Origin of the sequence: Micromonospora arborensis, assembly GCF_003205615.1 — a bacterium.
GTDB classification, from domain to species: domain Bacteria; phylum Actinomycetota; class Actinomycetes; order Mycobacteriales; family Micromonosporaceae; genus Micromonospora; species Micromonospora arborensis.
Genome location: NZ_PYBV01000044.1, coordinates 38,991 through 54,345, shown reverse-complemented (window position 1 = coordinate 54,345; position 15,355 = coordinate 38,991). Strand labels below are relative to the sequence as shown.

General features: G+C 71.4%; 2 protein-coding genes. Both read right to left on the bottom strand.

Features of this window, described 5'->3' with window-relative positions:
* Positions 1-7: 7 nt before the first annotated feature.
* Positions 8-217: an MbtH family protein gene (locus tag C7C45_RS28305; RefSeq protein ID WP_110567124.1), complete on the bottom strand. Its 210-nt coding sequence runs from the start codon at positions 215-217 to the stop codon at positions 8-10.
* Positions 217-15,129, bottom strand: a complete 14,913-nt coding sequence (locus C7C45_RS28300) for a non-ribosomal peptide synthetase (protein WP_280101407.1) — start codon at positions 15,127-15,129, stop codon at positions 217-219. Before C7C45_RS28300 ends, C7C45_RS28305 begins: the two co-directional genes overlap by 1 nt.
* Positions 15,130-15,355: the final 226 nt, after the last annotated feature.

Below are 15,355 nucleotides of genomic sequence, written 5' to 3'. Positions count from 1 at the left end.
GGTTTCGTCAGCTCTCAGTGGCGGCGATCAGGCTCTTCGGCCGCATGTCGGTCCAGTTCTTCTCGACGTAGTCGAGGCAGTCCTGGCGGTCGGCCTCGCCGTGCACGACCTTCCAGCCGTCGGGCACGTCGATGAAGACCGGCCACAGCGAGTGCTGGCCCTCGTCGTTGACGAGCACGAGGTAGCGGCCTTCGGGGTCTTCGAACGGGTTGGTCATCACTGTCGCCTTTCGGTAGGGGTGTCGCCGCGCCGGGAGCGGGGCTTCAGCGCGGGTCGGGTGCGGGCGGGTGGGGTGTCGCCGATGGCCGCGGCCAGGCCGGCGACGGTGGGCGCGTCGAACAGCGCCCGGATGGGCACCTCGACGCCGAGTTCGGTGCGCAGGCGGGCGATGAGCCGCGTGGCGAGCAGCGAGTGGCCGCCCAGGTCGAAGAAGCTGTCGTCGACGCCCACGCCGGTGACGCCGAGTACCTCCTCGAAGGCGGCGCAGAGTTGCCGTTCACGGTCGGTGGCCGGAGCGCGGCGGGCGGTCGTCGTGGCACGGAAGTCGGGCGTGGGCAGGGCTTTGCGGTCGAGTTTGCCGTTCACGGTCAGCGGCAGCCGGTCGAGCACGACCACCGCCGCGGGAACCATGTGGGCGGGCAGGATCCGCGCCGCAGCGGCTCGCACCTCGTCGGCCGTCACGGTCTCTCCCACGGCCGGCACGGCGTAGCCGAGGACGCGGTCGTCGCGGACCACCGCGGCGGCCTGGACCACCGACGGCATCGCGACGATCGCGGCCTCGATCTCACCAAGTTCGATGCGGTAGCCCCGCACCTTCACCTGCAGGTCGGTGCGGCCGAGGTAGACGAGTTCGCCGTCCGGCCCCTGCTTGACGAGGTCACCGGTGCGATACATGCGGCCGCCCCCGAACGGGTCGGCGACGAACCGGGTGGCGGTCAGGCCGGGCCGGTTGAGGTAGCCGCGGGCGAGACCGGCGCCGGCGACGTACAGCTCGCCGGGCACGCCGGGCGGCACCGGGTGGAGGTGCCGGTCGAGCACGTAGGTGGCCAGGTCGGGGATCGGAACGCCGATCGGGCTCTCGGCCGCGGGCGAGGCGAGTCGGTGGGCGGTCAGCGGCGCGTACGTGACGTGGACCGTGGTCTCGGTGATGCCGTACATGTTGACCAGCCGAAGCCCCGGGGCCGACCAGCCGCGCAGCCGGGTGACGTCGAGGGCCTCGCCGCCGAAGACGATCGTGTGCAGCCGCAGACCCGCCGCCACGCCCGGCCGGCGCCGCACCTCCTCGATGAGCTGGTAGAAGGCCGATGGCGTCTGGTTGAGCACCGTCACCGCTTCGCGCACCAGCAGGTCGAGGAACGCGGTCGGAGTTCGGGCCACGTCGCCGGGCACGAGCACGAGCCGGCCGCCGTGCAGCAGCGGGCCCCACAGCTCCCAGACCGAGAAGTCGAAGGCGTACGAGTGGAAGAGGGTCCACACGTCGTCAGCGCCGAACCCGAACCACTGCTCGGTGCGCCCGAACAGCCGGACGACGTTGTGGTGGGTGACGGTCACGCCCTTGGGGCGGCCGGTGGAGCCGGAGGTGTAGATGACGTAGGCGGGATGCTCGGGCCGCACGGCGACGCCGAGGTCGGTGCCGTCCTCACCGGAGGCGTCCAGCGGAACGTCGACGACCACGACCGGGCGGGCATCGGCGATCATCGCCGCCCGGCGGTCGGCCGGGTAGTCGGGGTCGATCGGCAGGTAGGCGCCGCCGGCCTTGAGCACCGCCAGGAGGGTGACGATCAGATCGGTCGTACGGGGCAGTGCGACCGCGACCAGCGACTCGGGGCCGACGCCGCGGCGGACGAGGAGGCGGGCCAGGCGGTTCGCCCGGACGTTCAGTTCCCCGTAGGAGAGCCGCTCGTCTCCGGCGACGAGCGCCGTCGCTGCCGGGGTGGCCGCCGCACGCTCCTCGAACAGACGGTGCAGGGCGACCGGCCGTACGGTTTCGGGCGTGGCCGGGGCGGCCGGTGGCGGGACGACCGCGCCGATCTGGTGCAACGGGCCACCGTGGTCGAGGGCGGTGACCAGGCGGGCGGCCGCGGCGACGAACATGGCGCGCAGCGGCTTGGGGTCGGCCGACTGCACCGTGACCGCGAAGTCGTCGCCCAGGTCGTCGACCATGACCGTGATCGGGTAGCTGGTCCGTTCATAGACGCTGCGCACCTCGACGCCGTCGAGCGCGGCGCTGACGCTGCCCGGGGTGCTGTGTCGGTAGTTGAGCAGGGTGGTGAACAGCGGGCTGATCGGGGCGGCCCGCTGGGCCACGGCCAGGGGCGCGTGTTCGTGCCATTGCAGGTCGGCGAGCTGCCGTCGCATCTCGGCCACGGCCTCGGCCGCCGTCACGGTGCGGGTGTCCAGGCGTACGGGCAGGGTGTTGATGAACAGGCCGGGGGTACGCTCGCCGCCGCTCAAGCCCATGCGCCCGAACAGGACGGTGCCGAAGACGACGTCGTCGCGGCCGGCAATGACGGCCAGCACCCGGGCCCAGACGGCGTGGAACAGCGTGGCGGGGCTGACCCCGTGCCGGTGGGCCGTCTCGCGAATCGCCGCGGACAGCTCGGCGGGCAGCGTCTCGGACGATTCGGCGATGCCGGAGCCGTCGCCCTGGACGTTCAGCAGGCCGTACGGGGCGGTCGGTTCCTCGACGTCGCCGAGCAGCGTGCGGAAGTGTTTCTCGTGCTCGTCCTCGCCGACGCCCAGTCGGGCGCGGGCCACGAAGTCGCGGAACGGCACCGGCTCGGGCAGGTGACCGGCCGTTCCGTCGAGGAAGGCGCGTACCTCGCCGAGCAGCACGTCGAGGGCGGTGTGGTCCTGCACGATGTGGTGGATCCGCACGACGGCGCGGTCACCGGTGACGTGGACGCGCACGAGCGGCGGCTGGCTCAGGTCGATCGGGTCCGACGGTTCGTCTCCGTAGGTGACGGGGATGGTCGCCTTCTCGTGCACCACCTGGACGGGTTCGCGGAAGCTGCGGATCGAGGTGCGCAGGATCTCGTGCCGGTCCACGACCTGTTGCAGGGCGGCCACGAAGGCGTCGAGGCGTTGGCGCGAGTCGAAGGCGAGTTCGACCGGCAGGACGTAGACGTCGTTCTCCCGGTTCATCAGGTGGTGGAAGTACATGCCCTCCTGCAACGGCGCGAGGGGGTAGACGTCGACCACGTCGTCGGGCAGCAGGGCCACCTCGTCGCCGGTGAGGTCGACCAGCGGAAACATCTCGGGCGTCAACGGACGGGACAGCGGGCGGCGCGGCGGGACCGGAACCTCGGCGCGGCCGGAACTCGCGGCCAGGCTGGCCGGGGTCGGGTGGAGGAAAAGGGTGCGGACGTCGACGGCGATCTGCCGGTCGCGTAGCCGCTCGACCAGGGCGACCGCAAGCAGGGAGTGGCCGCCCAGGGCGAAGAAGTCGTCGTCCAGGCCGACCCGGTCGAGGCCGAGGACGGCGGCGAAGACCTCGCACACGATCTGCTCGCGGTGCCCACGTGGTGCCCGGTCGGTGACGGCTGCGGCGTAGTCCGGGGCGGGCAGGGCGCGACGGTCGACCTTGCCGTTGACCGTGAGCGGCAGCTCGGTCAGGGCGACGACGGCGGCGGGGACCATGTAGTCGGGCAGGGTGCGGGCCACGTGGGCGCGCAGGTCGGCGGCGTCGACCGGGGGCACGACGTAGGCGACCAGTTGCTGGGCATGAACAGCGACCGCGACTTCACGAACGGACGGGTGTTTCGCGATCGTGGACTCGACCTCGCCAAGCTCGATCCGGTAGCCGCGCACCTTCACCTGGTCGTCGGTGCGGCCCAGGAACTCCAGCACACCATCCGGCCGCCACGTCACCAGATCACCGGTGCGATACATCCGGCCACCCCCGAACGGGCACGCCACGAACCGCTCCGCCGTCAACGCCGGACGGCCGAGATAACCCCGCGCCAGACCGGCGCCCGCGACGTACAACTCCCCCGCCACACCGGGCGGAACCGGACGCAGCGCGGCATCGAGCACGTAGACGCGGGTGTTCCACATCGGACGGCCGATCGGCACGACGCCCTCGCCAGGGCCGTCGACCATGAAGTCGGTACACGCCACGGTCGTCTCCGTCGGACCGTAACTGTTGACCACCGGCACCGAGGCGGGGAGTTGGTCGTAGCGGAGCGCTTCACCACCCACCATGAGGACCTTGCTCGGAATCTCCGACAGAGCGGCCAGATGACCGGGCGTGACCTTCAAGAACGCCGTCCGCCGCTCCTCGGTCACCACGCGGCCACCCGCGACCAGGGCACCGAACACCGACGTCACCGTCGTGTCGAACCCAACCGACGAATGGAACCGGGCCTCATCGGTCAGCCCCGGATAGACGGCCGAAGCCCTCGCCAGGTAGTTGACGACGCCGGCATGCCGGATCACGACGCCCTTGGGACGGCCGGTCGAACCAGAGGTGTAGATGACATACGCCGGATGCTCCGGCAACACCCGCACGTCGAGGTTGTGATCAGGCTCGTCCGGCACGAGGACCTCGTCGATGACGATGTGCGGACGCGCCTCGTCCAGGATGCGCTCGGCCGGTTGGGCCGGGTCCAACGGCAGATACGCCCCACCGGCCTTGAGTACCGCCAGCAGTCCCACGACCAACTCCGGCGACCGGGGCAGTCGCACGGCGACGATCGACTCCGGGCCGACGCCCTCGCTCACCAGGTGCCGGGCCAGCCGGTTCGCCCGCGAGTTGAGCTCCCGATACGACAGGTCGTCGACCGCGAGAGCCTCCGGGGTCGCCGCCGCCTGCGCCTCGACCATCCCGTGCAGGGTGGTCTCGCCGACCTGGCGGGCGGTGTCGTTCCAGCCGTACACGATCTGGTCGTGTTCGGCGGGCGACAGTAGGTCGAGGCCGTCCACGGGCCGGTCCGGGTCGGCCACCACGGCGTCGAGCACGCGCGTCAGCCGGTCGGCGACATCTTGGGCCGACGCTGCGTCGAACAGATCGGTCGCGTACGTGACCCGGCCGTCCAGTCCGCCGCCGGGCACCTCGGCGAACTCGAAGGACAGGTCGAACCGCGACGTCACCGGACCGACCTGCTCCAGCGGGATGGGCGACACCCGCACCCCGGGCAGGTCGAGGACCGGCGCGGGCTGGTTGCGAACCGACAGCAGCACCTGCACGAACGGGTGGCGGGCAGTCGACCGGGACGGCGCCAGCTCCTCGACGAGGCGCTCGAACGGAACGTCCTGGTTGGCGTACGCGGAAAGCACTGTCTCGCGCACCCGCTCGAGCACTGTCGCGAAGGTGGGCCGCCCGGTCAGGTCGGTGCGCACGACGAGCGTGTTGACGAAGAAGCCGACCAGGTCGTCGAGGGCCTCGTCGGTGCGCCCGGCGATCGGCGTGCCGACCGCGATGTCGGTGCCGGCCCCGAGCCGCGACAGCAGCACCGCCAGCGCGCCCTGCAACGCCATGTACAGCGTGACGCCCCGGGCGCGGCACAGTTCGGTGAGGCGGTCGTGCTGGTCGGCGTTCAGGTGCAGCCGCAGGATTCCGCCCCGGTGCGAGGCGATGGCGGGCCGGGGCCGGGCGAGCGGCAGGGTCAGCTGCTCGGGCAGCCCGTCGAGTTCCTTGCGCCAGTACTCCAGTTGGCCGTCGACGGGCAGGTCGTGCTGCCACAGGGCGTAGTCCGCGTACTGCACCGGCAGCGGCGCCCGGTCCGGCTTGTGGCCGGCGAGGCGGGCCCGGTAGGCGTCGGACAGGTCGCGGGCGAGCGGCCCCATCGACCAGCCGTCCCCGGCGATGTGGTGCAGCACCAACACCAGCACGGTCTCGTCGCCGTCACCGCGGAAGAGCCACGCCCGCAGCGGCAGATCGTGCGCGAGGTCGAACGGCTTGCCGATCGCGTCGGTGATGGCGGAATCGTCGAGCGCGGCGACCACAATCCGGACGGCCGGTTCCAGGACCCGCTGGCTGGCGGGCCCGTCGACGACCGTACGCAGCACCTCGTGCCGGGCCACGACATCGTTCAGGGCGGCTTCGAGGGCACTCTCGTCCAGGGAGCCGGTGAGGCGCAGGACGATCGGCATGTGGTAGGCCGCGCTCGTCTCGTCCAGGCGGTGCAGGAACCAGAGCCGCTGCTGCGCGTACGACAGCGGGACGACCTCCGGCCGGGGCCGGGCCGTCAGCGGCGGGCGGGACGCGCCCGCCCCGCTGATCCGGGCGGACAGCCCGGCCACGGTGGGCGCCTCGAAGACGTCGCGGATCGGCACCTCCACGCCCAGCATCGCGCGCAGCCGACTGACCAGGCGGGTGGCGAGGAGCGAATGCCCGCCGAGTGCGAAGAAGTCGTCGTCCAGGCCGACGCGTTCGGTGCCGAGCACCTGCGCGAAGGCCTGGCACAGCAGCTCTTCGCGGGCGTTGGCTGGTGCCCGGTAGGCGGTGACAGCGGCGTACGACGGCTTGGGCAGCGCCCGCCGGTCGAGCTTGCCGTTGACGGTGAGGGGCAGCGCGTCCAGGCTCACCACCGTCGCCGGGATCATGTAGTCGGGCAGCGTCGCGCGCAGCGCGCCGATCAGCTCGGCGTCGTCAACCGGGGGTGCCACGTACGCGACGATCCGCTGGTCGTCCACGGCTGCCGCGGCCTGGCGCACGCCGGGCTGGGCGGCCAGCGCGGCCTCGATCTCGCCCAGCTCGACGCGGAACCCGCGCACCTTCACCTGGTCGTCGGTGCGACCCAGATATTCGAGGTTGCCATCGGCGCCCCAGCGGGCCAGGTCGCCGGTGCGATACATGCGGCCGTCGCCGAACGGGCAGGCCACGAACCGTTCCGCGGTCAGCGCGGCCCGGCCGAGATAGCCGCGGGCCAGTTGCACGCCGGCCAGGTAGAGCTCGCCGGGCACACCGACCGGGACGGGCCGCAGCCGGGCGTCAAGCACGTAGGCGCGGGTGTTCCACACCGGACGGCCGATCGGGATCACCGCGGGCCGTTCTCCGGCGGCGGCGGTCCACGCGGTGACGTCGACGGATGCCTCGGTCGGGCCGTAGAGGTTGTGCAGCGACGCGGGCAACAGCGCGCGGAAGGATCCGTGCAGGTCGGCCGGCAGCGCCTCGCCGGAGCAGAAGACCTGACGCAGGCCCTGGCACGCCGCGGCGGCCGGCTCGTGCAGGAACTCCCGCAGCATCGACGGCACGAAGTGGGCGACGGTCACCCCCGCACGAACGATCAGGTCCGCCAGGTAGGCGGGGTCGCGGTGCCCGCCGGGCCGCGCGACCACCAGGGTGGCGCCCTCGATCAGGGGCCAGAAGAACTCCCAGACCGACACGTCGAAGCCGTACGGGGTCTTCTGCAGGACCCGGTCGGCGGTGGTCAGCCCGTAGGTGGCCTGCATCCAGGCGAGCCGGTTGACGATGCCGCGGTGGTCGATGACCACGCCCTTGGGCCGCCCGGTGGAACCGGAGGTGTAGATGACGTAGGCCGGGTTCTCCGGCAACACCTCGACGGCCAGATTGCCGTCGTCCATCATGGATGCGTCGACGAGTCCGTCGACGACCACGGCGGGGGCGGCGTCAGCGAGCATCGCCGCGATCCGCTCGGCCGGGTGGTCCGGATCGACCGGCAGGTAGGCAGCACCGGTCTTCAGCACGGCCAGCAGCGTGACGACCAGATCGACCGACCGGTCGAGCACGACCGCGACGACGCGCTCCGGGCCGGCACCCTGCGCGGCGAGCAGGCGGGCCAGGCGGTTTGCCCGCTCGTTCAGCTCCCGATAGGTGACCGGCCGCCCGTCGAAGACGACCGCGACCGCGTCGGGCTGGGCGGCCGCCCGTTCCTCGATCAGGTACGACAGCGTACGGCCGGGAACGTCGACGGCCGTGTCGTTCCATTCGTGCAGCACCAGCGCACGCTCGGCCTCGTCGAGCACGTCGAGGTCGCCGGTGCCCCGGCCCTCGAGCCGAGCCACGACCCCCTCGGCGGCCTTCGCGACCATCGCGCCGAGCGGGGCTGCGACGGCGCTCTGCACGCCGATGGTGAAGCCGTCCCCGGTGTCGTCCACCGACAGGGTGAGCGGATAGTTCGTGCCGCCGCCCCGCTCGACGATCTCCACGCCGGTCAGGCCGTGGCGGTCGTCGCCGGTGGCCGCGCCGGCGTGACGGAAGTTGAGGATCGCGGTGAACAGCGGCGCGGGCGGCGTGACCCCGCTGGCTTGCTGGGCAATGGCGAGCGGCGCGTGCTCGTGCGCTATCAGCGCGGCAAGCTGGTCGCGCATCGCGGTCACCGCGCCGGCGACGTCACCATCGGCCCGCATGCGTACGGGCAGGGTGTTGGCGAACGGGCCGGGCACCCGGTCGGCGCCCGCCCCGGCCTGCAGGCGGCCGAGCAGCACGGTGCCGAAGACGACGTCGTCGCGGCCGGAGACAGCGGCGAGCACCTGCCCCCAGACGACGTGAAAGAGCGTGGCTGGGCTGACCGAGTGCAGTCGGGCCTGTTCGCGCAGCCGAGCGGCCAGCCCGGCGTCGAGGACGAGACTGTCGTGGCGGAGGCCGGCCGGGTCGACGCTGGTGTCGGTCAGGCCGAACGGGGTGGTCGGCTCGGTGACGTCGCCGAGCAGGGCGGCGAAGTGGTGGCGGTGCTCGTCCGGGGAGACCCGCAGCCGGGATTGCGCGACGAAGGTGCGGAACGGCAGCGGCTCGGGCAGCCGGTCGGCTTCGCCGTCGAGGAAGGCGCGCACCTCGGCCAGGACGGTGTCGAGCCCGGTGCGGTCTAGGACGAGGTGGTGGATCCGCAGCCGGGCGATTACTCGGCCGGTCCCCGGCTCGTCGATCGCCTGCATGCGGATCAGCGGCGCCCGGCTGAGGTCCATCCCGGTTTCGGCGCTGAGGCGGGCTGCGCGCTGCACCACCTGCATCGGCTCGGGCAGGCCCTCCCACACGATCGCGGTGCGCAGGATGTCGTGCCGGTCGATGACCCGTTGCAGGGCCACGGCGAAGGCGTCGAACCGGGCCCTGCTGTCGAAGGCCAGCGTCACCGGGATGACGTAGACGTCGTCGCGGCCGCCGCCCATCAGGTGGTGGAAGAAGATGCCTTCCTGCAGCGGGGCGAGCGGGTAGATGTCTGCGATGTTGGCCGCGCCGCCGGGAATGTGGGCGGCGATCCGGTCGAGGTCGGCGGTGTTCAGGCCAGCCAGCGGGACCATCTCGGGGGTGATGCGCTCGGCGTCGGCCGGGATGAGGTTCGGCGGTACGTCGATGTCGCCGTGGCCGGCCGTGGCGGCCAGGCCGGCCGGCGTCGGAGCGGTGAAGAGGGTGCGGATGTCGACCGGAACGCCGCGTGTGCGCAGGCGTTCGACAAGCCGCACGGCCAGCAGAGAATGACCGCCCAGCTCGAAGAAGTTGTCGTCGACGCCGATGACGTCGCGGTCGAGGACCTCGGCGAACACCTGGCAGAGCAGTTCCTCGGCCGGTGTGGTGGGCGCCCGGCCGGCGGCGGTGGCGGCGAACTGCGGGACGGGTAGAGCCTTGCGGTCGAGCTTGCCGTGGACGGTGAGCGGCAGCGCGTCGAGCCCGACCACGGCGACGGGCACCATGTGGGCGGGCAGAACGCTTCCCACGTGCGCGATCACCTCAGCCGGGTCGACGGCCGGGACCACGTACGCGACGAGGTTCTGCCCGTGCACGACGACGGCGGCCTGGCGCACGCCGGGGTGCCCGGCAACAGCGTCCTCGACCTCACCCAGTTCGATGCGGAAGCCGCGGACCTTGACCTGCGCGTCGGCCCGTCCCAGGAACTCGATGCGGCCGGCGTCGTCCCAGCGGACGAGGTCGCCGGTGCGGTACATCCGCTCCCCCGGGCCGCCGAACGGGTCGGCCACGAACCGTTCCGCGGTCAGCCCGAAACGGCCCGCATAGCCGCGCGCCAGGCCGTCACCCGCGGCGTAGAGCTCGCCCGGCACCCCCGGCGGCACCGGCCGCAGACGCGAATCCAGCACATACACCCGGGTGTCGGCAATCGGGCGACCGATCGGCACGCCGGACGCCGTCTCGTCGGCGCGCACCTCGTGAGCGGTGACGATGACCGTGGTCTCAGTCGGCCCGTACGCGTTGAGCAGACGCGCCCCGGGCAGGGCGGCCAGCGCACGGCGGGCCCGCGGCCCGGACAGCGTGTCGCCGCCGGCCAGCACGGTGCGCAGCCCGGTCAGGGCCGCCACGTCGGTGTCGACGATCTCGTGGAACAGCCCGGTCGGCAGCAGCGCCGTGGTGACGCCCGCGCCGGCGATCCACGCGCGCAGCGCGGCGCCGTCGAGCACCCGCTGCGGAGCGAGCGCCAGAGCCGCGCCGTTCAGCAGCGCGCCCCAGACCTCGAACACCGCGGCGTCGAACGACACCGAGGACAGCTGGCCGACGACGTCGCGTGGGCCGATCGTCACGTAGTCGGTGTCCCGCACAAGCCGGGCGACGCCCCGGTGCGGCACCGTGACTCCCTTGGGACGCCCGGACGAGCCAGAGGTGTAGATGACGTAGGCGGGGTGGTCGGGCCGCACGTCGACGCCGGGGTTGCCGTCGTCCTCGTCACCCAGTTCGGGCACCGCGTCGATCACCACGGTCGGTCTCGCGTCGGCGAGCAGGTAGTCGATGCGGGCCTGCGGATAGCCGGGGTCGATCGGAAGATAGGCGCCGCCGGCCTTGACGATCGCGAGCAGGCTGACGACCAGGTCGGGCGAGCGGGGCAGCAGCACGGCCACCACGGTCTCCGGGCCCACACCCTGGGCGATCAGGCGATGGGCAAGCCGGTTCGCCCGGGCGTTCAGTTCCCCGTACGACATCCGCCCGGCCGGCCAGACGAGGGCGGTCGCGTCGGGCGTCGCGGCCGCGTGCCGCTCGACCGTGGCGGGCAGGACGGCCGGCGGCACGTTGCGGCGGGTCCCCTGCCCGGCGGCGACCAGCTCGGCGCGGCCGGCGGCGGTGACCACGTCGGCGCTGCCCAGCGGCGTGCCCGCGACCACCGCCGCGACGACGGTGTGCAGCATCGCGCAGAGCTTCTCGGCGTCCGCAGGCCGAGCTGCCTGGACGGTGAACGCGAAGGTGTCGCCGTAGTCGTCGACGGTCACCGCGATCGGATAGTTGGTGCGCTCCTCGGCGCGCAGCACCTCGACGCCGTCGAGGGCAAGGCCGTCGCGGGCGCTGTGCCGAAAGTTGAACAAGGTCGTGAACAGCGGGGCTACGCCGGCGGTGCGCTGGGCGAGGGCCAGCGGGGTGTGCTCGTGCACCTGCAGGTCGGTCAGCTGCCGTTGCAGGTCTTCGAGGGAGGCGGTGCGCGTGTCGACGCGTACCGGAAGGGTGTTGATGAAAAGGCCCGGGGCGCGCTCGCCGCCGCCGGCGCCGCTGCGTCCGAACAGGACCGTGCCGAAGACGACGTCGTCGCGTCCGGTGATCGCTGCCAGCACGCGCGCCCACACGCCGTGGAACACCGCGGCGGGGCTGACCCGATGCCGGCGCGCGACCCCTCGTATGTGCGCGGACAGGTCGGCGTCCAGGGGCAGTGACGCCTCGTCGAGGCCGGTCCCGTCACCCTGGACGTCGAGCAGCCCGTACGGCGCGGTCGGCTCGGTCACGTCGCCGAGCAGGGCCGCGAAGTGTCTCTCGTGCGCCTCCTCGGTGAGTCCCAGTTGCGCCAGGGCCACGAAGTCACGGAACGGGACCGGCTCCGGCAGGTCGGCAGCGGTCCCGTCGAGGACGGCGCGCACCTCGCCGAGCAGTACGTCGAGGGCGGTGTGGTCCTGCACGATGTGGTGGATCCGCAGCAGCGCCCGGTCTCCGGTGACGTGGACGCGCAGCAACGGTGCCCAGCTCAGGTCGATCGAGGCGGGCGGCTCACCGCCGTAGGTGACCGGCACGATCGCCCGCTCATGCACCACCTGCACCGGGCGGCGGAAGCCCTGGCTGTGGATCGAGGTGCGCAGGATCTCGTGCCGGTCGACCACCTGCTGCAACGCCGCGAGGAAGCCGTCAAGTCGGGCCGACGAGTCGAACCGCAGCTCGGCCGAGAGGACGTAGACATCGTTGTCCGGGTTGATCAGGTGGTGGAAGTAGATGCCCTCCTGTAGCGAGGAGAGGGGGTAGACGTCCACGATGTCGGCGGGCAGCAGCGCCACCTCTTCGGCGCTCAAATCCACCAGCGGAAACATGTCCGCCGTCAACGGACGGGACAACTGACGACGAGCAGGCACCGCCACATCGGCACGAGCCGTGCTTGCCGCCAGGCCGGCCGGAGTCGGGTGCAGGAACAGCGTACGCACGTCGACCGCGACCTGCCGCCCACGGAGCCGTTCGACCAACGGGACGGCCAGCAGCGAATGGCCGCCCAGCTCGAAGAAGTTGTCGTCCACGCCGACCCGTTCCAGGCCGAGCACGTCGGCGAAGGCTTCGCACACGATCTGCTCACGCACGCTGCGGGGGGCACGCGCGGTGACGGCCGCGGTGAAGTCGGGGGCGGGCAGGGCGTGACGATCGACCTTGCCGTTGATCGTCAACGGCAACGCGTCCAGAGCGACGAACGCGCCGGGGACCAGGTAGGAGGGCAGGAGGCCGGCGACATGCTCGCGCAGGTCGGCCGGGTCCACCGACGGCACCACATAGGCCACCAACTGCTGGCCGTGCACGGCGACCGCCACCTGGCGCACGGACGGGTGCGTGGCCAGCACGGCCTCGACCTCACCCAGCTCGATCCGATAGCCGCGGACCTTCAGCTGGTCGTCGGTGCGGCCCAGGAACTCCAGCACACCGTCAGCCCGCCACGTGGCCAGATCACCTGTGCGATACATCCGGCCGCCGTCGCCGAACGGGCACGCCACGAACCTCTCCGCCGTCAACGCCGGACGGCCGAGATAGCCGCGAGCCAGGCCCGCGCCCGCCACGTACAGCTCGCCCCGCACGCCGGGTGGGACGGGTTGCAGTGCGGCGTCCAGAACGTAGACGCGGGTGTTCCACATCGGGCGGCCGATCGGCACCACCCCGTCACCAGGGCCATCGACCGTGAAGTCGGTACACGCCACGGTCGTCTCGGTCGGACCGTAGCTGTTGATCACCGGCACACCAGGCGGCAGCTGGTCGTAACGCAGAGCCTCACCACCGACCATCAGCAGCTTGCCCGGCGCTTCGGACAACCCACCCAGATGGCTCGGCGTGACCTTGAGGAAGGCGGTCGTGCGCTCGTCGGTGACGACCTGGCCACCGGAAACCAGTGCCCCGAACACCGACGTGACAGTGGTGTCGAAGGAAATCGATGAGTGGAACCGCACGTCGTCGGAGAGCCCGGGATAGACCTCGCTCGCCCGGGCCAGGTAATTCACGACACCACCGTGGCGGATCACCACACCCTTGGGGCGGCCGGTCGAGCCGGACGTGTAGATGACATAGGCCGGATGTTCGGGCAGCACACGTACGTCGAGGTTGTGGTCCGGGCCGTCGGGCACGGCGACCTCGTCGATCACCGTGACCGGCCGGGCCTCCTCGATGAGCAACGCGATCCTCTCCGGCGGATAGTCCGGATCGATCGGCAGGTAGGCGCCGCCCGCCTTGAGGACCGCCAGCAGCGCCACGACCAACTCCGGCGACCGCGGCAACCTGACCCCGACGATCGACTCCGGCCCGACACCGTCGGCCACCAACTGACGCGCCAACCGGTTCGCCCGCGCGTTGAGCTCCGCGTACGACATGCCATCGACAGCAAGCGCACCTGGCGACGCGGCCACCTGCGCCTCGACCATCTCCGCGAGGGACGCCGACGGAACCTCGCGGGCCGTGTCGTTCCACGCGTGCAGGATGAGGTCACGCTCGCCGTCCGCCAGGAGCGTGAATTGGCCAATCGGCCGCTTCGGGTCATTGCTCTCCAGCCAGGACAGAGCAGTCCGGAAATCACGCGTCAGCCGCCTTGTCGACGACTCGTCGTAGAGTTCGGGATTGACATCGGCGACAATGCGCAGCGCGCTGTCCGACGCTCGCCGGTAGATGGAGATTGATGCATCGTCGAAGTGCAGCCCGGCGACGTTGTGGGCGTCGGTGCGAGCTGTTCCGAGGCGGAAGTCGTAATCGAACTCCATGACATTGACGAGCAGCGGGTAAAGACCGTGCCGGCTGCCCGCTGGCCGGTCGCGCACCATATCCTCGTATCGGTAACGCTGGTGCCTCAGCGCGCTGCGGACGACCCGCGAGGTTTGCCGCACCAACTCGGCCGCCGTGTCACCGGGGGCGACCGCGAGGCGAATCGGCAGCACGTTGGCCACCATTCCCGGCGTGCTTCGCTGGAGACTGTCCGTACGCGCGGCGACCGGAAGCCCGACCAGGACGTCACTGGCCCCGGTGGAGCGGTGCAGCAGCAGCGCCGCCGCCGCTACCGCCAGCACGGTCAGCGCCGTGCCGTGACGGCGCGCCGCGGCCCGCAGCTCGCTCGCCTCCGCAGGCGGCAGCTCGTCGGTGTGCCGCGCGAGCCGGTCCGGGAACGGGACCACCCGCCGACCGCTCATGCTGATCGGTTCAGGCGCTCCGATGAGCTCACTCGTCCAGAACTCGCGGTCGGCCCCGAACGCGTCCGAGCTGCGGTAGGCGGAGTCCATCTCGGCCAGGACACGCATCGAGGGCGGCGGCGGTGAGTCCGGCTCGACACCCGTGAGCAGCGCCGAGTAGAGGTCGACGACGCGGGCAGCCACAATGGCCCCACCGAACCCGTCACCGATGATGTGGTGGGTGCGCTGATACCAGTAGTGATGGTCAGCTCCGACGCTCAGGAGCGCCAGCGTAAACAGTGACCCGTCGTCCAGACCGGCGGCACCCACCACGTCGGCGCGCATCCACGCCTGCGCAGCGGCCTCGGGGTCCGCTTCGCCGGTCAGGTCGACAAGCACCGGCGACCAGCCGGCAGGCGGCTCGAACCGCTGGCGCGGCCGCCCCAACTCGTCCACGTCGAACCGAAGGTGAAAAGCGTCGACCTCGGCGACCACCCGGCGCAGCGCATCCCGGAAGATACCGACGTTCAAATCGCCGCGGATTTCAATGCATTCGGCAATGTGATACAAATTACTCTGGGGGCGCATTTGCTGGGCATGCCAGATCCCGAGCTGACCAGCCATGAGCTCGAAATTGCGGTCCGGCATGCAACTCTCCTCGGCGACACGAGACGGAAGCCACCATCCTTCTAGCGGTCAGCCGGAACACCACAGACGAAAGGTGAACACTGGGAAAACGCGCGTCGGCCCGGCCTGCTTTCCCTTCCCGGAATATCCAGCTCCTGGTTGTCGCCTCCAGTTTTGCCTCCTCGTAAATAGTACGAGGCATCAATACTTGGTTGCCGCCCCG